The sequence below is a fragment of the Ruegeria sp. AE3 genome (assembly GCF_056542225.1).
In genome coordinates this window covers 261,111-283,637 of the sequence record NZ_JBQFZL010000002.1, presented here as the reverse complement: position 1 = coordinate 283,637, position 22,527 = coordinate 261,111, and the positions used below count along the sequence as shown (strand labels likewise).

At 57.3% G+C, this 22,527-nt stretch carries 22 protein-coding genes and 2 tRNA genes; 9 read left to right on the top strand and 15 right to left on the bottom strand.

What is annotated here, in order from left to right; genetic code table 11:
• Positions 1-32 precede the first annotated feature (32 nt).
• Together ACR0NZ_RS08200 and ACR0NZ_RS08195 are read left to right on the top strand one after the other, a co-directional pair.
• Positions 33-1,697, top strand: a complete 1,665-nt coding sequence (locus tag ACR0NZ_RS08200; RefSeq protein WP_480474333.1) for an ABC transporter permease — start codon at positions 33-35, stop codon at positions 1,695-1,697.
• A gap of 73 nt (positions 1,698-1,770) precedes the next feature.
• Positions 1,771-2,121, top strand: coding sequence for a DUF2794 domain-containing protein (locus ACR0NZ_RS08195; RefSeq protein ID WP_480474332.1), 351 nt, complete (start codon positions 1,771-1,773; stop codon positions 2,119-2,121).
• On the opposite strand, the gene ACR0NZ_RS08190 is transcribed toward ACR0NZ_RS08195, so the two are convergent.
• The 3 genes from ACR0NZ_RS08190 to ACR0NZ_RS08180 all read right to left on the bottom strand — a co-directional run bounded on the left by ACR0NZ_RS08190 (position 2,118) and on the right by ACR0NZ_RS08180 (position 4,687).
• Positions 2,118-2,855, bottom strand: coding sequence for a C40 family peptidase (locus ACR0NZ_RS08190; protein WP_480518154.1), 738 nt, complete (start codon positions 2,853-2,855; stop codon positions 2,118-2,120). The two genes, ACR0NZ_RS08195 and ACR0NZ_RS08190, sit on opposite strands and share 4 nt — an antisense overlap.
• Entirely contained in the window at positions 2,852-4,234 is a 1,383-nt protein-coding gene (locus tag ACR0NZ_RS08185) for a leucyl aminopeptidase family protein (protein WP_480518152.1), read from the bottom strand. Before ACR0NZ_RS08185 ends, ACR0NZ_RS08190 begins: the two co-directional genes overlap by 4 nt.
• 63 nt (positions 4,235-4,297) lie before the next feature.
• Entirely contained in the window at positions 4,298-4,687 is a 390-nt protein-coding gene (locus ACR0NZ_RS08180) for a hypothetical protein (protein ID WP_480476854.1), read from the bottom strand.
• Positions 4,688-4,831: 144 nt separating this feature from the next.
• Between ACR0NZ_RS08180 and ACR0NZ_RS08175 the strand changes: the two genes are divergently transcribed.
• Complete coding sequence (locus ACR0NZ_RS08175; RefSeq protein WP_480474329.1) at positions 4,832-5,482, top strand: carbonic anhydrase; 651 nt, start codon at positions 4,832-4,834, stop codon at positions 5,480-5,482.
• 97 nt (positions 5,483-5,579) lie between these two features.
• The gene (locus tag ACR0NZ_RS08170; RefSeq protein WP_480518150.1) at positions 5,580-6,116 is read left to right on the top strand and encodes an SRPBCC family protein; all 537 of its coding nucleotides are present in this window, start codon (positions 5,580-5,582) and stop codon (positions 6,114-6,116) included.
• Positions 6,117-6,179: 63 nt separating this feature from the next.
• Here the strand turns inward: ACR0NZ_RS08170 and ACR0NZ_RS08165 are convergent, their stop codons facing one another.
• The 6 genes from ACR0NZ_RS08165 to ACR0NZ_RS08140 form a co-directional block, all read right to left on the bottom strand.
• The gene (locus ACR0NZ_RS08165; RefSeq protein ID WP_480518148.1) at positions 6,180-7,097 is read right to left on the bottom strand and encodes an endonuclease/exonuclease/phosphatase family protein; all 918 of its coding nucleotides are present in this window, start codon (positions 7,095-7,097) and stop codon (positions 6,180-6,182) included.
• A 217-nt stretch (positions 7,098-7,314) separates the two neighbouring features.
• Positions 7,315-8,376, bottom strand: coding sequence for a DUF4139 domain-containing protein (locus ACR0NZ_RS08160; RefSeq protein WP_480518146.1), 1,062 nt, complete (start codon positions 8,374-8,376; stop codon positions 7,315-7,317).
• A 21-nt stretch (positions 8,377-8,397) separates the two neighbouring features.
• Entirely contained in the window at positions 8,398-8,946 is a 549-nt protein-coding gene (locus ACR0NZ_RS08155) for a DUF4140 domain-containing protein (protein WP_480518144.1), read from the bottom strand.
• A 123-nt stretch (positions 8,947-9,069) separates the two neighbouring features.
• A complete protein-coding gene (locus ACR0NZ_RS08150; protein WP_480474325.1) occupies positions 9,070-10,092 on the bottom strand; it encodes an aspartate-semialdehyde dehydrogenase in 1,023 nt (340 codons plus the stop codon).
• A gap of 103 nt (positions 10,093-10,195) precedes the next feature.
• Positions 10,196-11,227: a glycosyltransferase family 4 protein gene (locus tag ACR0NZ_RS08145; RefSeq protein WP_480518142.1), complete on the bottom strand. Its 1,032-nt coding sequence runs from the start codon at positions 11,225-11,227 to the stop codon at positions 10,196-10,198.
• A 21-nt stretch (positions 11,228-11,248) separates the two neighbouring features.
• Positions 11,249-12,421, bottom strand: a complete 1,173-nt coding sequence (locus tag ACR0NZ_RS08140; RefSeq protein WP_480474323.1) for an MFS transporter — start codon at positions 12,419-12,421, stop codon at positions 11,249-11,251.
• A 140-nt stretch (positions 12,422-12,561) separates the two neighbouring features.
• Between ACR0NZ_RS08140 and ACR0NZ_RS08135 the strand changes: the two genes are divergently transcribed.
• The gene (locus ACR0NZ_RS08135) at positions 12,562-13,704 is read left to right on the top strand and encodes a DUF3095 domain-containing protein (protein WP_480518140.1); all 1,143 of its coding nucleotides are present in this window, start codon (positions 12,562-12,564) and stop codon (positions 13,702-13,704) included.
• A gap of 4 nt (positions 13,705-13,708) precedes the next feature.
• Here ACR0NZ_RS08135 and ACR0NZ_RS08130 read toward each other — a convergent pair whose 3' ends face one another.
• Positions 13,709-14,479, bottom strand: a complete 771-nt coding sequence (locus ACR0NZ_RS08130) for an HpcH/HpaI aldolase family protein (RefSeq protein ID WP_480518138.1) — start codon at positions 14,477-14,479, stop codon at positions 13,709-13,711.
• 189 nt (positions 14,480-14,668) lie between these two features.
• On the opposite strand from ACR0NZ_RS08130, the gene hpaR reads away from it, so the two are divergent.
• Positions 14,669-15,103 carry a homoprotocatechuate degradation operon regulator HpaR gene (gene hpaR, locus ACR0NZ_RS08125; RefSeq protein ID WP_480494048.1) on the top strand — a complete coding sequence of 145 codons (435 nt, stop codon included), beginning with the start codon at positions 14,669-14,671 and terminating at the stop codon, positions 15,101-15,103.
• A gap of 602 nt (positions 15,104-15,705) precedes the next feature.
• Positions 15,706-16,404, top strand: a complete 699-nt coding sequence (locus tag ACR0NZ_RS08120) for a fumarylacetoacetate hydrolase family protein (protein ID WP_480518136.1) — start codon at positions 15,706-15,708, stop codon at positions 16,402-16,404.
• Between the two features lie 3 nt (positions 16,405-16,407).
• Here the strand turns inward: ACR0NZ_RS08120 and ACR0NZ_RS08115 are convergent, their stop codons facing one another.
• Positions 16,408-17,619, bottom strand: a complete 1,212-nt coding sequence (locus ACR0NZ_RS08115) for a winged helix-turn-helix domain-containing protein (RefSeq protein ID WP_480518134.1) — start codon at positions 17,617-17,619, stop codon at positions 16,408-16,410.
• Positions 17,616-18,641: a LacI family DNA-binding transcriptional regulator gene (locus tag ACR0NZ_RS08110; protein WP_267366879.1), complete on the bottom strand. Its 1,026-nt coding sequence runs from the start codon at positions 18,639-18,641 to the stop codon at positions 17,616-17,618. The genes ACR0NZ_RS08115 and ACR0NZ_RS08110 overlap by 4 nt, the downstream gene beginning before the upstream one ends.
• A gap of 115 nt (positions 18,642-18,756) precedes the next feature.
• On the opposite strand from ACR0NZ_RS08110, the gene ACR0NZ_RS08105 reads away from it, so the two are divergent.
• Positions 18,757-18,833: transfer RNA gene (locus tag ACR0NZ_RS08105), tRNA-Arg, on the top strand.
• A 201-nt stretch (positions 18,834-19,034) separates the two neighbouring features.
• On the opposite strand, the gene arsJ is transcribed toward ACR0NZ_RS08105, so the two are convergent.
• The 3 genes from arsJ to ACR0NZ_RS08090 are packed head-to-tail and all read right to left on the bottom strand — an operon-like array spanning position 19,035 to position 22,125.
• On the bottom strand, positions 19,035-20,300 hold the full coding sequence (gene arsJ, locus ACR0NZ_RS08100; RefSeq protein ID WP_480518132.1) for an organoarsenical effux MFS transporter ArsJ: 1,266 nt from the start codon (positions 20,298-20,300) through the stop codon (positions 19,035-19,037).
• On the bottom strand, positions 20,297-21,295 hold the full coding sequence (locus ACR0NZ_RS08095; RefSeq protein WP_480518130.1) for an ArsJ-associated glyceraldehyde-3-phosphate dehydrogenase: 999 nt from the start codon (positions 21,293-21,295) through the stop codon (positions 20,297-20,299). Before ACR0NZ_RS08095 ends, arsJ begins: the two co-directional genes overlap by 4 nt.
• Positions 21,292-22,125, bottom strand: coding sequence for an arsenate reductase/protein-tyrosine-phosphatase family protein (locus ACR0NZ_RS08090; protein ID WP_480518128.1), 834 nt, complete (start codon positions 22,123-22,125; stop codon positions 21,292-21,294). The genes ACR0NZ_RS08095 and ACR0NZ_RS08090 overlap by 4 nt, the downstream gene beginning before the upstream one ends.
• A gap of 238 nt (positions 22,126-22,363) precedes the next feature.
• On the opposite strand from ACR0NZ_RS08090, the gene ACR0NZ_RS08085 reads away from it, so the two are divergent.
• Positions 22,364-22,439, top strand: a tRNA-Thr gene (locus tag ACR0NZ_RS08085).
• Positions 22,440-22,527: the final 88 nt, after the last annotated feature.

The window sequence follows — 22,527 nt, the reverse complement described above, 5'->3', positions numbered from 1 at the left end:
CCCTAAGCCTTTGCCAATCAAAAGCCGGGATGATGGCCCAGATCGACTATTCAGAAAACGGATCACGCAATCGCGGTGTACGCGGCACACGGCTGTTGGCCGCTGTCGCCTATCTTGTGGCTGCCGCGTGCCTGCTGCCCATGGTGGCCGTGGTCTTGGCAGCGGTGACCGGCGGAACAGATACGATCTCGCACCTGATGGACACGGTGTTGCCCGGCTATACCGTGACGACCCTGATCCTTGTGGTGCTGGTTGCGGCGGGTACGTTCAGTATCGGCACGGGCGCTGCCTGGTTGGTGACGATGACCCGCTTTCCCGGTGTCAGGATCCTTGAGATCGCGCTGGTCTTGCCGTTGGCCTTTCCGGCGTATGTGCTCGCCTATGCGTACACCTTTATTCTGGATCACCCGGGTATCGTTCAAAGCACCTTGCGGGATGTAACGGGTTGGGGGCCGCGCGACTACTGGTTCCCTGAAATCCGCTCGACCGGGGGCGCTGCAGTAATGCTGATTCTGGTGCTGTACCCCTATGTCTACCTTCTGGCACGGGCTGCGTTCCTGCAACAAAGTGCTACGGCGTTTCTGGCGGCGCGGGCGCTGGGCAACAACCCATGGCTGGCGTTTCGGCGCGTGTCGCTGCCGATGGCGCGCCCGGCAATCGCCGGTGGTGTGCTTCTGGCCATCATGGAAACCATCGCCGATTTCGGAACCGTGTCGTATTTTGGTGTGCAGACCTTTGCGACCGGGATCTACACCAGCTGGTTTTCCATGGCCGACCGAGCGGCGGCGGCGCAGCTGGCGTGGTGCCTGCTTGTCTTTGCACTGATCATGGCTGTGGCCGAGCGCACCCAACGCGGTAAGGCAAAATACTATCAGGCCGGAAAGAAACATGCTGCCCAACCGGCGGAAGATCTGACCGGTCTTCGCGCCGTCGCGGCATTCTTGTTATGTACCATACCTGTTATCTTCGGGTTCCTGCTGCCCGTTATCATACTGGTCGAGATGGGTTTGGAATCGGAACAGAACCTGCTGTCGCGGCGCTATATCAGTTTCATCCAAAACTCGCTGACCCTTGCCGGCACGGCCGCGGTCGTCACTGTCTTTGCGGCGATCTGTGTCGGGTTCTTTCAGCGTCTGAGACCCGGGCGCGCGTCGTCTGCGACGGCCTACATGGCGCGGCTGGGATATGCCGTGCCCGGTGGCGTCATCGCAGTCGGCTTGATTGTACCTTTCGCCAGCTTTGACAACGCGCTGGATGCCTGGATGCGGCAGACATTCGATGTGTCAACTGGGTTGTTGGTTACAGGTTCAATCTGGCTGCTGGTCGCCGCTTACATGGTGCGATTCCTTGCTGCCGCGCTCAGCGCATATGAGGGGGGGCAAAGCACGGTTCATGCCAATATGGATGCCGCGGCCCGGTCGTTGGGGCAAACACCGCTGGGAACATTGCGGCGCGTTCACCTGCCCATTCTGACACCGTCGCTGCTGACTGCGCTGTTGATCGTCTTTGTGGACGTAATGAAGGAATTGCCTGCCACCCTGATCATGCGCCCGTTCAACTTCGACACACTGGCCGTACAGGCATACAGGCTTGCCTCGGATGAGAGGCTTGAGGGTGCCGCCGTGCCCTCACTGGTCATTCTGGCGGTCGGCCTGCTGCCGGTAATCCTGATCTGCCGTCAGGTTGGTCGGCGGTAACACTTGTGTTGTAAATGCCGGACAACCGCGCATCAGGCTTGATTCAAACATAATTTCCGGCAAGGCTGGCGGTATGAACATGCAGCCTCCCAACCGGTTTTCGGCAAGCGCAGCGCAGATGCCCGTGGCCTTTGACCGGCACGAGATGTCGCAAATCCTGTCCGTTTATGGACGGATGGTCGCCGCCGGAGAGTGGCGGGACTATGGTATCTCAAACCTGCGCGACATGGCGGTGTTCTCGATCTTCCGGCGCACTGCTGAGCACCCGATCTACCGCGTCGAAAAGCACCCGCGCCTGAAATCCCGGCAGGGGATGTACTCTGTCATCGGTATGGATGGCCGCATCCTGAAACGCGGCCACGATCTGCGAGCCGTCCTGCGGGTGCTGGAACGCAAGCTCATCCGGGCCGTAAACCCGGATTAGAGCCTTTTTCGCGCTGTAACAGGCCCGTCGCCCTGATCCTGAATGCGCTGGATCGCCCGGTCCATCGGCTCGTACACAACCGCCATATGGCTGGCGTTCGCATGCAAAATCATGTTGTCGCCCGAAACCCAGGCCACGTGACCTTTCCAGAACAGCAAATCCCCGCGCTGCGCAGGTGTTCCAGCTGACAGGGCAGCGCCCAAGGCTTGTTCCTGATCGCCGCTATCGCCGGGGCAGGGAATACCGCAGGCCAGCAACGCGGCCTGAACAAGCCCTGAACAATCGATGCCGAACCGGCTGTTGCCGCCCCACAGATAGGGCGTACCCAGGAACAACTCGGCCACGGCAACCGGATCGTGCGGTTTTTCTGCAATAGGGGCCATGTGAACCTTTGGGACAAAACCCAATTCGGTCTGCACAAACCGATCCGTTTCGGCAGTCGCGTGGATTTTACTTCCGAAACTCAGAGACACGAGATCGCGGCTTTTGATATCAGGGGTCAAGTATGCATGTGTTGCGGGCGCATTGATCCAATGCGTTGCAGGTATATCCTCGGACAGGTGGTCTGTTTCCAGCCAACCAGCATATCCGTCTTTTTCTGCGACGATCCTGCTCCACCCGCCGTGGTTTTCTTTGACGTGAACTGTGTCTCCCAGCAGCAATTGACGATCACGCGGCCCGTCAGGAGCACGCAACAGGTCGACGACCGGTTTGGATACGCGGCGCTTGGTCATAATCCCAATACCTCCGGTAATGCCGCCAGCACAGCGCGTGATCCCTGACCCAGACCGCCTTTTGTGCGGCCGGGTTCATTGCTGGGTTGCCATGCGTAAATGTCAAAATGGATATAGCGGCTGGACCCTACGAACCGGCGCAAAAACAGCGCGGCGGTGATAGACCCGGCAAACCCGCCCGAAGGGGCATTGTCCAGATCGGCAATGCCGGGTTCGATCATCGCCTCGTAGGGTGTGTGAAACGGCATTCTCCAGACCGGATCGGCAGACGTTTTGGCCGCTTGTGCCAAGGCCATCGCGCAGCTTTCGTCGTCGGTGTAAAACGGTGCCAGATCAGGGCCCACGGCCACGCGCGCCGCACCGGTCAGCGTCGCCATCGAGATCACCAGATCGGGATTCCCCTCATCCGCCAAAGTCAGCACATCAGCCAGAACCAGACGCCCTTCCGCGTCGGTGTTGTTGATTTCAACGGTCAGGCCCTTGCGTGAGGTCAGGATATCACCGGGGCGGAAGGCATTGCCTGATACTGCGTTTTCAACGGCCGGGATCAGAACCCGCAATTGCAGGGGAAGGTCCAGCGCCATGATCATCCGGGCCAGTCCCAGCACATTGGCCGCGCCGCCCATGTCTTTTTTCATCAGGCCCATGGAAGCGCCCGGTTTCAAATTCAGCCCGCCGGTATCGAAACAAACACCTTTGCCCACTAGTGTCAGTCTGGGGCCACTGGTGCCCCAGGTCAGCTCGATCAGCCGGGGGGCCTGCGCCGCGGCCCGTCCCACCGTGTGAATCATGGGAAAATTCTGATCCAGCAGCGCATGGCCAGTGATCACCTTGCAAGACGCGCCGAACTCATTCGCCAGAACCTCGACCGCTTGCTGCAACTGATCCGGTCCCATGTCCGAAGTGGGCGTGTTGACCAGATCGCGCGTCAGAGCTTCGGCATTTGCCATGGCCTCGATACGGGCGGCGTTGATGCCATCAGGTGCAATCAATGCCGCTGACCCTCCGGTCTGGGACGCGTATCGATCGAAGACATAGCCAGTCATCAGCCAGCCAAGACACTCCATCTCCAAAAGATCCGCAGGAATGCCCGAAGCAATGCCGTAGGTGCCTTCCGGCAGCGCCATGGCCGCTGCGGCAAGGGGGAACCGTTTGCGCGCACGTTTTTCTTCGGTTCCGTAACCAGCCAGCGCGAATTCAATTGAGCCGTTCGTTGCCGGCACAAGCAGGGCCTGCCCCAGTGCGCCGGAAAACCCGTTTGCTGCGACCCAGGACTGCACGCGCTCAGGCTGATCCAGAAGCCAGCCGTCCAAATCCGGCTGCGCGATCACATGAAGCGGTACGGAAGGGTCAGAGGATGGGGCGAAGGACAGAGTCATGGGCGCCTCGGCAGATTGTTTCTGTGCACAGACTAGCCGCGCATAATCTGCCCGCAACCCCTGTCAGACGGAAAGGTCCTGTTGGTCCCAGACGGCTGTCAACGACCGCTCACCAACGCGGATCAGACGTCCCAGCGTCGCGCCCGCTGCTACCGCGTCACCGGCATCGACGGCCTGCGCTACGTCACCTGCAACCCTGGCCAGAACCGTCATCCCGACCTGTTCGGAAATCGCGACCAGCGACCTTGCGCATTTGCGCAGGTCGGCCCACTCGCGCTGACGCCAAAAGCGTTCGCAGTTCGACAGGCGCACTGCCAGTTCTTCGATGGTGCGGCACAGCACATCCAGCGCGTTCTTGTCGCCCAGTTGACGGTAAAGGCCACTTAATTGATCCGAATCCAGACGGACGGATTCCTTGTGTTCAAGCGTGATTATTTTTTCCACCACATTCACCCTAATTCTGACGCCCCCACGGCGCAGGTTTGATACTGGTGGCAAATTCCTTTGCAAAACCTTGCAGAGAAATCGGATAATTGCTCGAATTTTCCTAGAATTCGGTTTAGAGGATCGATCAGCGACAAGAACGGGGACACCGTAATGGAATTTGCCAAACCTTTGCCGAGCTATCTGGTCACGCGGTATCACGGCTGGAAAGCGACCACGTATTCGGAAAACCAGGTCTGGTTCAAGCGGCTGGCAGATGAAGGGCAGCGGCCCCGGGCGATGGTGATCTCCTGCTGCGACAGCCGGGTCCATGTGACTTCGATGTTTGGTGCGGATCAGGGCGATTTCTTTATCCACCGCAATATCGCCAATCTGGTGCCTCCCTATGCGCCGGACGGCGATCATCACGGTACCAGCGCAGCAATCGAGTATGCCGTCACTTCTCTCAAGGTTGCGCATCTGATGGTTCTTGGCCATTCGCAATGCGGTGGCGTTCAGGGCTGTATCGACATGTGCAAGGGTCAGGCGCCGCAACTGGATGCAAAAGAAAGCTTTGTCGGCCGCTGGATGGACATTCTGAAACCAAAATTCGAACTTGTCGCTGATATCGAAGACAGCCTCGAACAAGCCCGACAGCTGGAACGCCAATCGGTTGTCGCGTCGCTTGAAAACCTGATGACGTTCCCGTTTATCTCGTCAGCGGTCGAACAGGGCACTCTGAGCCTGCACGGGTTGTGGACCGATATCGGCGCTGGCGGGTTAGAGAGTTACGATCCCATACAGAAGAAATTCGTTCCGGTCTGACGACAGTTCATAGTGAATAAATGATGAGGAATACGGCTCTGATTCAGAGCCGTTATTTCGTATACTCCATTCATGACGTTTGAATTTGGAGCTTGCTATGAAGATGCTTAAGCAATTTCTCGCAGGGTTGTGCCTCCTTGTTTTACTGTTCATCGCAGTCTCTTACGTGTTGCCCGGCAAGGCGGAAGTGTCCCGCAGCATCACCATCGACGCCCCGGCCGCAGTAATCTTTCCGTTTGTGAATTCCATGCAAGCGACTGAGAAATGGTCCCCCTGGCTGTCACGCGATCCGGAGACGAAACTAAGCTACAGTGGCCCCGATGAAGGTGTCGGCAACAAGTTGAACTGGAGCTCTGATCACGCACAGGTTGGCAGCGGTACGCAGGAAATCGTCGAAAGCGTGGAAAATCAACTGGTCAAAACAGATCTGGACTTTGGGCAGATGGGCACGGCCTCGGCTTCGTTCACACTGAAACCCGATGGTGACGCAACCAACGTGACTTGGGGGTTCGAATCCGATCTGGGGCTCAATCCCATGTCCCGCTGGATGGGGTTGATGATGGATAAATGGGTTGGCGGCGATTACGAGCGCGGGTTGAATAATCTGAAAGTTCTGATCGAAAACAACACCTAGACCCTTCTTGGGATCGCAACATGCGTTCTGGTACGCCCACTAAAGCGGCGGGGACCTCGCGGATCAATCCAATCGGAACCGCGCGAATTTGCCGAAATGGTCGGACCCCATGAACGGGCGCAGTTCGACCGTTCCGGTGGTTCCCTTTGGGAACAAAAGGTTGTCGATCGGCAAGGGTAGGTGCCAGCTGCCAAGACTATGCGTATTCAGGACGGCTCCAAAACTCTGGTTTTCGGCTGCCGCTGCGATCCGCCGGACGCTTGCACCCCAGGGAACCATGTTGAAATCTCCGGCAATCAGAACCGGGCCATCCAATTTTGCGATGCGTTCTGCAATAATCCGGCTTTGGGTCGATTGGTCGTAAGGAAAAGGCCAGTTCAGGTGGATCGATACGATCCAGACCAAAGACCCATCCGGGGCTTCGACTTGTAATCCGACAAGACCATGGCCTTTCAGGCAGAACCCGGAACCTTCGACAATCGGCAAAGTTGTCAGGATGGCAACGTTTTGTTCGGGACGAAACTCACAGATCACCTTTTCGGGGTAATGCTCGAACAGGTTGCTCATGTATTCGCGGTTGTGACTTGAGACTTCCTGCAACGTCACGATCTGAGCATCGGATGCAATGATGTCGTCGGCCAGCGAATACCGCGGCCATGCCCGGCTCATGAGGTTCTTTTGATATAGCGTCAGACACGGGCCGTCGCAGGCCTTGGGCGGGGCAGCGAAACTGGTTGCGATTGATCCGACAGCAACAGCGGCAAAGGCCAGGGTCACCAATGCAAGGTATCTGGCGCGCATATACAGCAGGATCGCCGCACACGGCAAAAGCAAAACGCCGGCTTGCGGGCGGAAAAGCGCAAAGGAATCTCCCACCTCCAGGAATTGCCCAGAAAAGCCGATGAGGATAAGCCCAACCAGAATGCCTGTACATCCTATGATCAGGTATCTTCCAATTCTGCGTTTGGTCGATTTTCCCATGCTCTGCCTCTGATGCCCTGTGCAGGGCACCACCTGTTGTCTGTTCTGGCCCATCCGTCGCGTTCAGGTCCGTGTTTAGCTGGCAAGCAAGCCTGAATTTGTCAACAGGTCGGCAATTTGGATTGCCGTCAGCGCTCTGCCGAAGCTTGGGGTCCGGTCGGTGCCTTGATGGGTGCGGCTGATGAAATAGACGGCAAAAGCCGAGCGTCTTTGGAAACTACCTCAGGTCCATCCCCTCAGGCCAATTCAATTCAAGGTTCAAGGTGATGTTTGCCTTTTGATCGGGGGCAATATCCATCTCCCAAGCCAGAATTCCGCGTTGGTTGTCCACATTCTCTTCATTCGGGCGTGGATTGGCGTTCCACGTGATTTCCAGATCGTCCTGCTCGGAATATGGAACCCGGTCCAAGAGGCGCGTTGGCCAGGTTTGGTCCGTCAGGTTTTCAATGCTGATTTCAGCCTGTTCGATCCGTTGATTGGCCCGCGAAATAATCCCGGTGTCACCGCTGCTGCGTTTCAGGATCTGTCGGGAAAGTGTCAGACCATGGATTGGGCCAAACCCCATCTCGATTTCTTCCCGAGGGCCAATTTCCTGCGAGTCTCCGGCAGCAACCAGAACATCATCTACAAACCACCGTGCGGCAGCAGACTCCAGAAGCCTCTGATCCATTGGGTTGGTGAACCGAGCGGTCCGATACGCCGTGTCATCGCGCCAGGGCACGCCAAGCGCAAAAACCTCGGCAGATTGGGTGATTGCGTCCAATGCGACCTCGGTAATCTCATAACCTGTGGAAACCGAGATGAGATTTGGCAAAGTGTAAGTGATGCCGGTGCCTTCTACTGACGAGGTCAATATCGTGCCAATGGATGTCTCTTCCACCACAACAGGTGCCTCGACAACCGCTTCTGCCAATTTCCCGAAATTTCCCTGTTCTGGTTGCGGTGGCGGTGTTTCGCGTATCCAATGTCGAAATGAAGGCAGCCACGATGCAGCGTTCTGTCCAGTTGGGGCAATGGTCGACACATGCATCGTAACATCGCGCCAGTTTTCACCGGTGTCCTGCGCGATCAGGAGGTTGCGGTCGATCCGAACTGTGGGCGCGTCGCCGGTTGCCAAATGAAACTCGTATCCCGGCGACCATTCTGCGGCATAGGAGTCGATGTACGACACGGTCAAAGCACCTTTTGTTGCTGTTTCGGCGGTCACGTCGATGGCAACGAATACATGGTCATCAGCTTCGGGGATCAGTGCTGCCAGATCAGCTTGAGCAATCAACAAATCTTCTTCCAGCTGTTCCAGTTACCGTTCGACACCTCGGGCTTCGATTTCCGCCGATTGGGCTTCTTGCTCGGCGCGCAGAGATTCCTCGGCGATCATGCGGGTGATCTCACGCAGCGTGTTTGGGTCGGCAGGCAGGCCTTCATTCTGTCCCAATTGACCAAGAAACAATAAGGATTGGCGTGCAGCCTCGGCGCGTAGACGGGTGGCTTTTGCCTTGTCAGTGACAGCAGTGATCTGATCTTCGATGGCTTCGATCCGGTCCTCGGCCTGCATTACAGCTTCGCTTTTGCGGTCCTGTACCGGAAGGTTTTCAAAGCGCCGGAGCAACGCGGTTCGTGTCAGGCCTTCGGTCAGAACCTGAATTGAAAACAACTGATTTTCGTCACGTGCGGGAATGCCCTGCAAGATCAGACGATGGTTGCCAGCAGGAATTTCGTAGACCCCTGTGCGGATTATGTCGGCTCCTCTGGGGTAAACCGTGACCTCACTGACTTTGGTGTCGATCAAAAATGTTTCAGCATGCAGGACGGTGGGCGCAAGGGCCAGAAGGTAAATCAGGGGTCTCATAATCACTCGCGGAAATCAGGTGTTATATTCCCGCAAAGGTTGCAGCCCGGATGGACGACTGCAAGCACAAAAAAGGGCCGCCTGCAAAGGGCGACCCTTGGGGGTTTTCAGCTTCGCGAGCCCTCAGCCCTTTTTCAGGACTTCCCGGCCCAGCAGTTCGGCGATCTGAACCGCGTTCAGGGCGGCACCCTTGCGCAGGTTGTCGCTGACGCACCACAGGTTCAGACCGTTTTCGATGGTCGAATCTTGGCGGATGCGGCTGATGAATGTGGCAAAGTCGCCTGCGCACTCGATGGGCGAGACGTAGCCACCGGCTTCGCGCTTGTCGATCACCATGATGCCCGGCGCTTCGCGCAGGATATCGCGGGCTTCGTCTTCGTCCAGAAATTCCTCGAACTCGATATTCACGGCCTCGGAATGGCCGACGAAGACCGGAACGCGGACGCAGGTTGCGGTGACCTTGATCGACGGATCGACGATCTTCTTGGTCTCGACAACCATCTTCCACTCTTCCTTGGTCGAGCCGTCTTCCATGAAGACGTCGATCTGCGGAATGACGTTGAAGGCGATCTGTTTCTGGAACTTCTTCGGTGCGACTTCGGTGGTAGGGTTGTAGACGGCCTTGGTCTGATCCCAAAGCTCATCCATGCCTTCCTTGCCGGCACCCGAAACCGACTGATAGGTCGACACAACAACGCGCTTGATCTTGGCGCGGTCATGCAGCGGCTTCAGTGCGACAACCATCTGCGCGGTCGAGCAGTTGGGGTTGGCGATGATGTTCTTGTTCTTGTAGTCGTGGATCGCCTGCGGGTTACATTCCGGCACGATCAGCGGAATCTCCGGGTCATAGCGATAAAGCGACGAGTTATCGATCACCACACAACCCGCTGCCGCCGCTTTTGGAGCGTAGACTTTGGTCGCCTCGGAACCCACGGCAAACAGCGCCATGTCCCAGCCGGTGAAATCGAACGTGTCCAGATCTTTGGTCGTAAGGGTCTTGTCGCCAAAGCTTACTTCGGTACCCAGCGAGCGACGGCTTGCCAGTGCGGCAAGTTCATCAACCGGGAACTGGCGTTCAGCCAGAATGTTCAGCATTTCGCGGCCCACATTACCCGTGGCGCCGACGACTACGACGCGATAGCCCATTTCATGTCTCCAAAGTTAAGGACGCGCGTTCATAGCCGCGTTGCGGCGAAGAAAAAAGGGCTATCAGCGGGGTTTTCAACGACTGATGCCGAATTCAAGCGGTTCAATCGTTCAAAAGTCGTTCATAAAGCGCAACCAGCGTCTTTGCTTCGCCCTGAATGTCAAAATTCTGCTCGACATGGGCGCGGGATGCCTGACCCGCTTGTGACAGGGAATCATTGTATTTCAGCATCTGGGCAATCGCCTCGACCAAGGCGGGAACATCATCGGGGGCCACCACCTTGCCAAAGGATGGATCAGTAATGATCTCGGAGAACGCACCGACATCTGTGGCTACAACCGGAACACCGCAGGCCATTGCTTCGAGTGGGGTCAAACCAAATCCCTCCCACCTTTGTGGCGCAACAAACAGGTCCAGAACCTGATACCATTCAGCAATCTGATCTACGGTCACCTCGGGCTTGAAAAGGATGCGATCCGACAAGCCAGCTTTGGCGACTTTAGTCTTCAGTTCGGCCAGAAAAGCGGTGTGTTTCTCGGTTGCCCGGCCCATGACGATGCCTGACACCGTGTCGAACCGCCCGCACACGTCAATCATGGCGTCGACAAAGGCATCCGTGCCTTTTTGGTGTCGGATACGGCCATAACACCCCAACAGTACCCCATCCGGCAGCCCCAGTCGGGCACGGACAGTGGCCTTGTCTGAAGGTGGAACAAAGTCCTGGAGGTTAATGCCATGCATTACCACCTGCGAGTCTCGTTCAAGATACCCTGCGGTTTTGCGCGAGGTTGCAACGACAGCATCCATCTTGCCGATCAGCCATTTGGTATAGCCTGTGTGCGGCCTTTGGGACGCGCTTGTGAACAGCATTTTGAGTTTCAACCGGAACACATTGCGCAGGATGAGCCCCAGCAACATCTCGGTGTTGCGGCGTGCGTGCCAGACCCGCCTTTTACGACGCGACAGGAAAGGCAGTCGACCCAGCGGGATGTGCGGAGTGTCGGCGGGCAGACCCGGACCAGTGGCGGCGATATCGATCCATTGCGCTTGCAGCGGAACCAGCCTTGCTATGGTCGCCGTTACGCCCGAAAGTCTGCGTTTCAGATTTGGGGCTATGACAACGGGGTCGTTCAACGGACTCTCCTGATGGCTGCGTCAATCCACACTATCCCGGCTGAATAGATAGATCACGCAACCAATGGCAAGGGTAACCGCAAAAAACCCGAATATTGCTGTGTACGGCACGGTTGATCCGTCTTGCACGGTGGCTGCGTGAATACGCCCGGTGACGAATTGAGCAATGCCAACGCCGCCGATGCCGAAAAGATTCAGCAATGTCACACCACGCCCCACCAGATGCGCAGGCACGAAGGCCCGGCCATGAGCCATGATGACCGGAAAGCTGGCACCGGTAAAGCCGATCACGGCCATCAGCAGGACGGACAGCCATATTGCATTATCAATCCACAGGCAGAGCAGGCCCAGCGCAACTGAACCCAAAGCGTTGCCAGCGAAAACCACCCATTTCCGGGTGCCAAAAATACGGTCCAGTGGTCCGTAGACAAAAGTGCCCGCAATCATGGCCGAGCCCATGATCAGCGTTGCGGTGCCGATCTGAGTGGAACTGAGGTCGAAAACGTCATTCAGGTACGGCCCGGCCCACAGCCCGCGCAGCGCTGCAGCGGGGGCGTAAGCAACCAGCATCAGGGGCAGGATCAGCCACAAGGCAGGCTCCTTCAGCAGATCCAGCAGCGATCCCTTGTGTTCTGTTTCGACCTTCGCAGGGTCGTGAACAGTCAGCCAAAGGCCCAATGCGATTGCGGCGGACACCGCGGCAAGCCCGACCATCGTACCGCGCCACCCCATCCATTCCACGGCAAGCGCGGTTGGATAAGAAGCCACCAGATTTCCAACGGACCCTGCGCCCAGCATCACGGCCGCTAATGTAGCAAACCGCGCCGGAGGGTATTCGCGTGCAAAGATATAGTAGGAGGCCATAAGGACCGGAGAGCACCCGACACCGATCAGGCCCATGGCTATGCTGATGTGCAGGGGCGTTGTTGCGGCTGCGAAAACCGCCGCCCCACCTGCCCCGCCCACCAGAAGCAGCGCGGCGGACGTGAGGCGGGGCCCAATCCTGTCCAGCGCCCATCCGACCGGGATCTGCATGACGGCGAACACGATAAACCAAAGACCGGAAGCAAAGGCCAGATCTTCGGGCGCGGCACTAATGTCACGCTCCAGATCCAGGCTGAGAACCGCAAGGAAAGCACGGAAAAACTGGCTGAGCACATAGCCCAGGCATAAAACCACCAAACCTGCCTGCATATTCAGCCCTTTCCTGCTCGTCCGAGGGAAATGCTTGGCACGCCGTGATGCAACGCACAAGCCTGTGTATATTGTTTCAAAGTTAGGACATGGCTCGCCTTACGGCTATCTTTGTCAAAACACTGATTCCGAGGGGGAGCATGAAAGACCTCCAGTCCGCATTTTACGAAAACCTTCCCTTGCAGCGCGATTTTACCCGTCTGGCAGACCCCGCGCAGTTTTCAAAACTGCCCGATGATTGGGTTCTGGGTGTTGCTGATATTGTCGATTCAACGGGCGAAATCGCGCGGGGCCGGTACAAGACTGTCAATACTGTGGGCGCTGCGGTAATTTCGGCCATGATCAACGCAATGGACGGCGCGTTGTTTCCATATGTCTTTGGCGGCGATGGGGCGGGGTTTGCTGTCCCGCCCGGAAAAGCTGAAACCGCCCGGACTACGCTGGCGGATTTGCGGCGCTGGGCAGATGAAGAATTCTCCATGCCTTTGCGGGCAGCGCTGGTGTCGGTGGCTGATATTCGCAAAGCGGGTAAGGATCTGCGCGTTGCGCGCTATGCACCCTCTACCGGAGTGGATTACGCCATGTTTTCCGGCGGTGGTCTGGCCTGGGCCGAGGCCGGGATGAAAGCCGGGAAAAATATGGTCACACCCGCCGGGCCAGGTGCGCAGCCGGATCTGACAGGCCTGTCTTGCAGGTGGTCCAACAGCCCGGCCCGTCACGGTCAGATCGTTTCGCTGGTCGTACAGCCCACACCGTCAGCAACCGAACGGGACTTTGCCGATCTTGCGCAATCCGTCCTGTCCGCGTCTGAAACACTGGATCGCGCAGGCCATCCGGTGTCGGAAAAGGGTCCGCCCATAGCGTGGCCTCCACCCGGCCTTGACATCGACGCTCATGTGTCGCGCAACGGGCGTCATGTGATTTTGCACAAACTCGTCCTGCTGGTTCAGAACCTGTTGATCGCAGTATTGTTCAAAACTGGCCTGCGGATGGGACGCTTTGAGCCGGACCATTACAGACATATGGTCAGCAGTAATGCCGATTACCGAAAGTTTGATGACGGGCTGAAAATGACGCTCGACTGCGATCCGGACACGTTGCGCCAAATCGAACACCTGCTTGAAGAGGCGCGTCGCCGGGGGAAGATCAGATACGGTTTGCACGCACAGGAGGAGGCGATGATGACATGTATCGTCCCCTCGGCCATGCGGGATGACCATGTGCATTTTGTTGATGGAGCCTCGGGCGGCTATGCGCAGGCCGCTGCGGCCATGCGCGGTTGACTGTTTAGGATGGTTTCCATTGCGCGGCCAGCGCACGAGCCGCTTGCGCCAGCAGCATCACATCTATGCCGACCGCCAGAAATTGTGCGCCCATGTCCAGATAGGTCTGACGTGCTTCGTCATTGGTGGCAAGGATGCCCGGCGCTCTGCCTGCGGCCTTGATCCTGGCCAGGGCGTCCGCGATAACCTCGCGCACCTCGGGTGCGGCGCTGTTGCCCTTGTACCCCATGTCGGTTGACAGATCAGCGGGACCGATGAAAACGCCATCCACACCTTCGACTTGAAGAATGTCATCCAACGCGGCCAATCCGGCGCGGGTTTCCACCTGCAACAACAGGCAGATTTCCTGATCTGCGGTCTGGATATAGTCGCTTGTCGACCCATACATCGTGGCGCGCGATGCCGCTGCACCAACACCCCGCACCCCGTCCGGCGGATAACGGCAGGCACGGACCAAGTCCTGCGCCTGAGCGGCGCTTTCGACAATCGGAACCAGTACTGTTTGGGCGCCAGCATCCAGAACCATCTTGATCAGCCAGGTCTCTCCGACAGGAACCCGCACAACGGGATGAGATGCGCTGCTTGCCAAAGCTGTCAGCTGATCCCGGATCGAGCGGATATCATTTGGTGCGTGTTCACCATCGATCACCAGCCAATCGAAACCCGCGGTTCCCATGATCTCGGCGGTGACGGATTCAGCAAAGCTCATCCAGCAGCCAACCTGCAGTTTGCCCTGTATTAGAGCCTGTTTGAATGCGTTTTGTGGGGCTGCCATGCTGAAACCTCATATTTCGACCGCAGGGGGTGAGAAGGACAAGAAGCGGATGTCGATGGCATCTTCAACGGTCGTTTTGAATTGTCCAGCCCGAAATCGGCCCGCATGACGGTGCAAATTCGGGTGCGGGCGCTGCTGCTGCGTGTCGGGTTGCTTGCTTATATCCCGGATTTCGGTGATAATTTTTTTATGACCGACGATCTCCCTCTGACGTCGCGATCTTTGCCCATTGCGCTTTTGCGGGCGCGGGAAAAGGTTATGGGACCCATTCGAGCAATGCTGGCTGACGCTGGCGTCACGGAACAGCAGTGGCGGGTGTTGCGGGTGTTGAACGAAGAAGGCCCACAAGAGCCGACCCACATCGCCGATCGCGCCTGCCTGTTGCTGCCAAGCCTGACGCGCATTCTTCAGAAGTTGGAGAACCGTGGACTGATCACGCGGCGCAGCCATCCGGCTGACCGACGGCGTCAGGTTGTTGAGATCAATACAAAAGGGGTTCAGATCATTCGTGCCAATCTGGCTGCAAGCACGGCCCAGGCGGAACGTATTCGATCTCAGCTTGGACCGGACAAGCATGAGTTACTGCTGGATCTGCTGAACGAGTTGAAGGACCTCGACTCCTGATTATTGGCACTGTATCCGATGTCGTTGGCAGTGACCCCGCCGGAAACTGTAGGGGGAGTCTCCGACGGGGCGGCCAGACCCGGACTGGTCGTTGGTGCCTGGCCCAAGACCGGTTACGTCAAACCTGACGGTCCGGCCTGTGCTTCGGAGTATACGAAAAGCCTGAAATGTGGCTCTGAACAGGGTCTTTTTGGCCCATGGGGGAGGGGCCTAGCACCTATACTCTCCGAAACTGGTTTAGGCAGTTGCCGATCGGTAAATGGGTCAGCGTATGGTTTGTCGACGTCACTTTGGTGGAATGCTTTACCAAAGCTGCTGTTCTGAATTTTGACGCCGCACCGAAATCGGCACGGGCCTGACTACCTGAGGATTTAGCCCGGCTTTTGACTGAGCCAAGAGTTGTTTCGATCTGTATGTGTACTGGTGAGACCATAAAAACTGATGAAACCAATTTTTGACACGGCGTCAGTCATTCAGGTCAGAATTGAGCCGTTTCACGCTGAAACACCTCCTCGAGATTGGCGAAATACAGCGTGTTTTCCGGGCTTGCTGGCGGGTTTGGCAGACGTAATATGGAAGTTACGCAACCTTCAGGGATTATCATGCCAAACAGCCTGTTTTCGCTTCCGGACCCGATCACCATCCCCGTTGTCGGCGCGGCGGCCGGATATCCCATTGGACGGATCTTCTGTGTCGGTCGAAATTATGCTGCCCATGCCGCAGAAATGGGGAATGAGGTGGATCGCGAGGCACCTTTCTATTTCACTAAATCCGCCCCGAACGCTGTACTCTCAGGTGCGACGGTTCCTTATCCTGCCGGGACCGAAATTTACCACCATGAGATGGAATTGGCATTGGCCATTGGAAAACCCGTGTTTCGCGCCACCAGTGCGCAGGCGTGGGATGCCATTTTTGCCTATGGCTGCGCCCTGGATATGACGCGCCGTGATCTGCAAATCCGCGAGCGCAACAAGCAGCGGCCCTGGGATCTGGGAAAGGACGTCGAAAACGGAGCGGTCTTTGCGCCGTTGACACCAGCTGCCGACTGGACCCCGGAGGATGACAAGCGCATTCGGCTAAGCGTAAACGGAGAGTTGCGCCAGAACGCGACCCTGGAGGAGCTGATCTGGAAGATCGACGAGATTGTCATGCACCTGTCCGGCTTTTACCACCTGCGCCCCGGTGACCTGATCCTGACCGGTACGCCGGCTGGCGTTGGTCCAGTCGTTGCAGGGGATGTTCTGACAGGTGAGATTGATGGGCTGGAACCGATCAAATTGTCCCTGTCCGACGCAGAATAGACCCTATTTAGGGTCTTTCAGCCAGTCCTTGGCGAAAGTCACATGTTCCACACCGGCCAGTCGCCGCACCCGGTCCAGCTCGGCGTTCAGGCGTCGGGTACGGGCATCTGACCAGCGCACACCGCGCTCGGGCCAGAGCGCTTTGACATGCAGCAGGTCACGATCGCGGTGGGCCTTCATATCGATACGGCCAATCATACGGTCGCCCTCGAGCAAAGGAAAAACGTAGTATCCATAGGTTCGTTTGGCCTCGGGGACGAAAACCTCGATGCGGTAGTGAAAGCCGAACAGCCGCTCGGCCCGGCGGCGGTCGCGCAGCATGGGGTCAAACGGGCTGAGCACGCGAATGCGGCCTGGTGGTTGCGGTACTTCGGTCGTCAGGTTTGGGCGGGCGTATGTCTTGCGCAGGCACCCATCGGCACAGGTGACCTCGATTTCTTCAATATCGCCACTTTCCAGCGACGCCGCGCACCAGTCTTTTGCCTCAGCCGCGCTGACGGTGTCCCAGAAAGCCGCCAACTCTCCGGATGTTGCAAATCCAAGCCGGTCCAATGCGGCGTTGCACAGCCAATCCACGGTCGCTTCGGCATCACAGGGCGTGCTGCCGGGACAGAGATGTGTTTCAATCACGCGCTCTGTCAGATCATAGCGTTTCTGGAACCCATCCCGACCGACGACGGTCAGAGCACCCGAGCGCCACAGATACTCCAGCGCGGTTTTCGATGGGTGCCAGTCCCACCATCCGCCCGAGCCCTTCTTTTCATCCTTGCCAACATCCGAGGACGACACCGCACCATGGTCGCGGATGTGTTGCAGGACTGTGTCAAACTGCTGTTCGAACCCATCCCGCCGCCAGTTCTTCCACCGCGCCTTCAACATATCAGCATCCCGCTGAAAGCGCAGATGCCAATGCTGATAGAACTTCATCGGAATCACTGCCGCATCGTGCGTCCAATGTTCGAAAAGCGCATTATCCCTTTCATAGAGCCTTTTTAGGTCGGCGCTGCGATAGGCGGGCCTGCGCGAGAACAGGATCATGTCATGGGCACGGGCAACGGTGTTGATGCTATCAAGCTGAACAAATCCAAGCCGGTGGATCAGATCCAGAAGCGCGGAACCTTTGGCCGAGCCTGAGGGTTGTTCACCCAATACGTGCCGGTCCATGAAGATCGCCCGGGCCGTCCGGTTGTCGAGCCTTTTCAGGGATGTGTTCATCGCCGTTTCAGCGTGTCACCATAACTGATCGTGGGGGTCAGAGTAACGCGTGTCTCGATCTCGGTATCAGGATTTTCCAGACGTTCGGCGATGATCTGGGCGGCTTGACGGCCGATTTCCAGACGACAGGCGTCCATCGTCGCGAGTTTTCGGGGCAAGCCCTGCAAAAGCTCGACATTGTTGAACCCGGCCAGGCCGATCTGTCCCGGAATATCGATACCCTGTTCCAGCAGGTACAGCAGGCCACCGGCCCCGATCATATCGTTCGAGTAATACAGGAAATCCAGCTCGGGTGAGCGTTCCAGCATGGCCTGGGTCATCTCGCGCCCTTTGGCCAGGGCCGATCCACCGGAATAGAACTCGCGATCCTCGATCTCGATCCCGTGCTTGCCAAGAACTTCGGTAAAGCCCTCGAACCGCTTCCGTGCGCGGTGATCCAGCGGCATCTTGGTGCCCATGAAACCGATATGCTGATACCCGGCCTTCAGGATTGCCTGTGCCATTTCGCGCCCCGCGCGGCGGTGTGAGATCCCCACCATCGCATCCACCGGCTTGCCATCCGTGTCCATGATCTCGACCACCGGAATACCTGCCGAATCCAGCATGGCGCGCGCGGCCTCGGTATGTTCAAGCCCCGCAATGATCACACCGGAGGGCCGCCACGAGAGCATCTCGTACAGCACTTTCTCCTCTTTTTCGGGCAGATAATCGGTTACCCCGACCACCGGTTGCAATTCGGTGTCTTCCAACACCTGATTGATGCCTGTCATCACCTCGGGGAAGACCATATTCGAAAGCGAAGGGATGATCACCGCGATCAGATTAACCCGGCTGGACGCCAATGCGCCCGCGATCTTGTTGGGGACATAGCCAAGCTCCTTGGCGGCGGCCAGAACGCGGGTGCGGGTGGCGTCAGACACATCCCCCCGGTTACGCAGAACCCGGCTTACCGTCATCTCGGATACTCCGGAAGCCTCGGACACATCACGAAGGGTAAGCGGGCGTTTGGTTTCACTGTTCACGGGAGGCACCTGCGTTGTTGTTTTGTCCGATGGTAGCGTGAACAGGTCGGCGTGTACAACAATTGTGCAAAGGCGATGACAACCCGGAAAATCCCGGTTACAGAGAGCCTGACAAGGCCCCGTGGCTCAACTGGATAGAGCAGCCCCCTCCTAAGGGGCAGGTTACAGGTTCGAATCCTGTCGGGGTCACCAAAAATACCGTATTGTTTAACAGAATACCGGGTTTCCGCAGCCAGCGGCGCCGTCATGGTTTACAGAACTTTGCGAGGGCATATGCCGAAACATATAAAATTCTCGCCAATCGTTCTTCAATAACCTTGCGCAGCCCCTCTGATCAGAACGCCACCGATCATGGCAAGAGCGATCCAGTCCGTGAGATATCATTCGAAATGGTCACGTCAGTGCTTCGGAGGTTTGATCCGTCAGTTTGCCTGAAGTCAGCGCAGCAAGGGCCACCATCACGGTCGCGGTCCCGAGGACCAGTGGCAATCCTCCGATCTGGTAGGTCAGGCCGGATAGAACCGTGCCGATCAGCCGTCCTGTTGCATTTGCCATGTAATAAAATCCGACATCCATTGTCACACGTTCGGACCGGGTGAAAGCCAGGATCAGATAGGAATGCAGCGATGAATTCACCGCAAAGATTGCTCCGAAGATCAGCAGCCCAGCCACAAGCGTTGTGGTTAGCCAGGTTTCAGGCCCATGTGACAGCGAAACGGCCAATGTTAGAGTCGCAGGAACGCAGAAAAGGGCACTCGCCCAACTGCGCGCCGCGCGGATCAAATCGCCTTCGGTTCGATCCGCCGCACGAAGGATCTTTGGCGCGTAGGCCTGCACTGCGCCATAGAGGATGACCCACACCGCCATGAATGTTCCGATCATGAAGAACGCGGAACGGTTGCCGTCCTCGGTGCCATCCGACAGGACGGCGTAGAAATAGATCGGGATGCCGACCACGAACCAGACATCGCGCGCACCGAACAGAAAGACCCGCGCCGCGGACAGCCAGTTCACATTGGCGGATTTTGACAATACTTCCGAGAATTTCGCCCCTTTTCGCCCCTTCGGCAGGCCCGCTGGCATGAACAGGATAACTGCGAACAGGATCAGTGCCAGAACCGCCGCCATGACCAGGATTGCCGCCATGAATCCCAACGTGGCCAGCATGGCCGCGCCCAACAGGAAACCCAGCCCTTTGACGGCATTTTTTGATCCGGTCAGCGCAGCGACCCACCGAAACAACCCGCCGCCCTCGGCCGGGGCCAGTAATTTGACTGATGATTTCGACGACATCTTGGCCAGATCCTTGGCCACTCCGTTTGCCCCCTGTACCATCATCACAAAGCTGACCGAGGCGGTAACGGTCCAGTGCGGATCAAGCTGTGTCATGGCAAGCAACGCCACCACCTGCAGCCCCAATCCTGCATAAAGGGTGGACGTCAACCCGAACCGGGCGGCAATCCAGCCTGCGGCCAGGTTGGTGACGATCCCAGCAATCTCATAAAGCACAAACAGATAGGCCAGCTGAACCGGTGAGAATCCCATGGTGTGAAAGTGCAGCAGCACCAACATCCTGAGCGCCCCGTCAGTCAGCATGAAGGCCCAATAAGCCGCCGTGACCGCGACATAAGCCGACAGTCCTTCGGGCCGCTGGGTCACAGCGAGGACCCGACCATCAGCGCCACATCCACCAAGCGGTGCGCATAGCCCATCTCATTGTCGTACCACGCATAGATTTTCACCTGTGTCCCGTTTGTCACCATGGTCGAGGGCGCATCGACAATCGAGGAGCGTTTGTCATTGGTGTAATCGGTAGATACCAGAGGGCGGGTTTCATAACCCAGAATATCCTTCAGGTCACCCTCAGCCGCCGCTTTTAAGAGGGCGTTGACCTCGTCAACCGTGGTGGCCCGCTCAACTTCGAATACGCAATCGGTCAGCGAGGCGTTCAAAAGCGGCACCCTGACGGCGTGACCGTTCAGACGCCCTTTGAGTTCCGGATAGATCAGTGTGATGGCGGTGGCCGAACCGGTGGTCGTCGGGATCAGTGAGTTGAGGGCCGACCGTGCGCGCCGCAAGTCCTTTGCGGGCCGATCAACGATTGTTTGCGTGTTGGTCACGTCATGGATCGTAGTCATCGACCCGTGGCGGATACCCAGATTCTCGTGGATCACCTTGACCACCGGCGCCAGGCAATTCGTTGTGCAAGAGGCCGCTGTCACAATTTTATGGGTCGCGGGGTCATATGTGCTTTCATTCACTCCAACAACGATATTTGCCGTCGGGCCGTCTTTGACCGGGGTAGAGACGACGACTTTCTTTACCCCGGCATCAAAATATGGGGCCAGCTTGGCCTCGGTCTTGAACACGCCCGTACAGTCGATCACGACATCAACGCCATCCAGCGGCAGGGTGTTCAGGTCTTTCGTGCCGATGAACGGCAGGCGGGTTCCATTCACAGTGATGCTGTCGGCATCAAAGCTGAATTCTGCATCCCAACGCCCGTGTACCGTGTCGAACTCCAACAGATGCGCGTGCATCTGGGGGTCGCCGAAGGCATCGTTGATCCAGGCAATCTTTGCGCCCCGTTCCAACAAGGGCTTCAGGGCCAGTTTCCCCATTCGGCCAAGGCCGTTCACAGCGTAAGTCGTCATGGCGCATCCTCAAGTGGCGACCGCGCGATTTCATCAACGGCGGATTGCAGTGCGATCCGGTCCAGGCTTTCAACCGGCAGCGATGTAAAGGCTTGAACCCGACGCTTCAGCGCGCCGTACGCGTTTTGAAAGGCCAGGCTTTTCTCGGCATCGGTGCCTTCTGCCTTGACCGGATCCGCCATGCCCCAGTGACCGCTGATCGGCTGGCCTTCCCACGCGGGGCATTCTTCGTTCGCAGCCTGATTGCAGACCGTAAAGACGAAATCCATTTCAGGTGCGCCCGGTCGCGAGAACTCGGATACATTCTTGGAGCGGAGCGCCGATGTATCATGCCCCTTGTCTTGCAGAACCCGAATTGCAAACGGGTTGAGTTCGGAAAACGGTCGTATGCCGGCCGAATACACATTGAACCGATCCCCGCCGATATCCCGCAAAAGGGATTCGGCAAAGATCGACCGGGCAGAATTACCCACGCAAATGAACAACACATTGAACTTTCGGTCAGCCATGGTTTCGCGCCCTTTGGCCAAGGGCATGCAAAGATCGGGTCGGCCACGGCAGCAATCCACGAGCAGGAAATCGAACATGTGCTGCACGTTCTTCATCTCAATCGAATAGAGCAGTGACGTCCCGGATCGTTCCTGCTTGACCAGCCCGGATCGCTGCAACGCGTTGAGATAGTTCGACAAGGTGCTGGACTTGATCCCCAGTTCCGACGCCAGTTCCCCCGCTGGAACAGTGTCAGGATACCGTCGCATCAACATGCGAAATACGGTGATACGTTGTGGGTGGCCAAGGATGGCCAGCTGGTCGGTTATCTCTTCTATCATATTTCATGAAATATAGAATAATAAGTTTAGAGTCAAAACTACTCATGCGTCGTTACAAAAATTTCACAAACTGGAAGCTCGCCCCATTGGATTGATCATTGGCCCAATACGTCGACGACAACCTCTGGTGAAAAGGGGGGAAAGGCCCGAACGGACATAACTGGTCTTGCAGGCTTTAGGCTGACAGTTTAAATGGGCCATCTCATCCGGTAGAGGCCAGTTCCGGATGACTCAAGGCGCCGGTGTAGCTCAGCTGGTAGAGCACGTCATTCGTAATGATGGGGTCGGGGGTTCGAGTCCCTTCACCGGCACCATCCTTCTCAAAAACTTGGGAAAGCAAACACAAAGCCGAAGAAGCGGCTGAGAGTCTGAATAGAGCCGAAATTTCCTGATCCACATGAC

Bases quoted from the DNA above. Each gene is read 5' to 3' on its own strand.
- ACR0NZ_RS08200 (WP_480474333.1), top strand. From the start codon at position 33: ATGGCCCAGATCGACTATTCAGAAAACGGATCACGCAATCGCGGTGTA.
- ACR0NZ_RS08195 (WP_480474332.1), top strand. From the start codon at position 1,771: ATGAACATGCAGCCTCCCAACCGGTTTTCGGCAAGCGCAGCGCAGATG.
- ACR0NZ_RS08190 (WP_480518154.1), bottom strand. From the start codon at position 2,855: ATGACCAAGCGCCGCGTATCCAAACCGGTCGTCGACCTGTTGCGTGCT.
- ACR0NZ_RS08185 (WP_480518152.1), bottom strand. From the start codon at position 4,234: ATGACTCTGTCCTTCGCCCCATCCTCTGACCCTTCCGTACCGCTTCAT.
- ACR0NZ_RS08175 (WP_480474329.1), top strand. From the start codon at position 4,832: ATGGAATTTGCCAAACCTTTGCCGAGCTATCTGGTCACGCGGTATCAC.
- ACR0NZ_RS08170 (WP_480518150.1), top strand. From the start codon at position 5,580: ATGAAGATGCTTAAGCAATTTCTCGCAGGGTTGTGCCTCCTTGTTTTA.
- ACR0NZ_RS08165 (WP_480518148.1), bottom strand. From the start codon at position 7,097: ATGGGAAAATCGACCAAACGCAGAATTGGAAGATACCTGATCATAGGA.
- ACR0NZ_RS08155 (WP_480518144.1), bottom strand. From the start codon at position 8,946: ATGAGACCCCTGATTTACCTTCTGGCCCTTGCGCCCACCGTCCTGCAT.
- ACR0NZ_RS08150 (WP_480474325.1), bottom strand. From the start codon at position 10,092: ATGGGCTATCGCGTCGTAGTCGTCGGCGCCACGGGTAATGTGGGCCGC.
- ACR0NZ_RS08140 (WP_480474323.1), bottom strand. From the start codon at position 12,421: ATGCAGGCAGGTTTGGTGGTTTTATGCCTGGGCTATGTGCTCAGCCAG.
- ACR0NZ_RS08135 (WP_480518140.1), top strand. From the start codon at position 12,562: ATGAAAGACCTCCAGTCCGCATTTTACGAAAACCTTCCCTTGCAGCGC.
- ACR0NZ_RS08130 (WP_480518138.1), bottom strand. From the start codon at position 14,479: ATGGCAGCCCCACAAAACGCATTCAAACAGGCTCTAATACAGGGCAAA.
- hpaR (WP_480494048.1), top strand. From the start codon at position 14,669: ATGACCGACGATCTCCCTCTGACGTCGCGATCTTTGCCCATTGCGCTT.
- ACR0NZ_RS08120 (WP_480518136.1), top strand. From the start codon at position 15,706: ATGCCAAACAGCCTGTTTTCGCTTCCGGACCCGATCACCATCCCCGTT.
- ACR0NZ_RS08115 (WP_480518134.1), bottom strand. From the start codon at position 17,619: ATGAACACATCCCTGAAAAGGCTCGACAACCGGACGGCCCGGGCGATC.
- ACR0NZ_RS08095 (WP_480518130.1), bottom strand. From the start codon at position 21,295: ATGACGACTTACGCTGTGAACGGCCTTGGCCGAATGGGGAAACTGGCC.
- ACR0NZ_RS08090 (WP_480518128.1), bottom strand. From the start codon at position 22,125: ATGATAGAAGAGATAACCGACCAGCTGGCCATCCTTGGCCACCCACAA.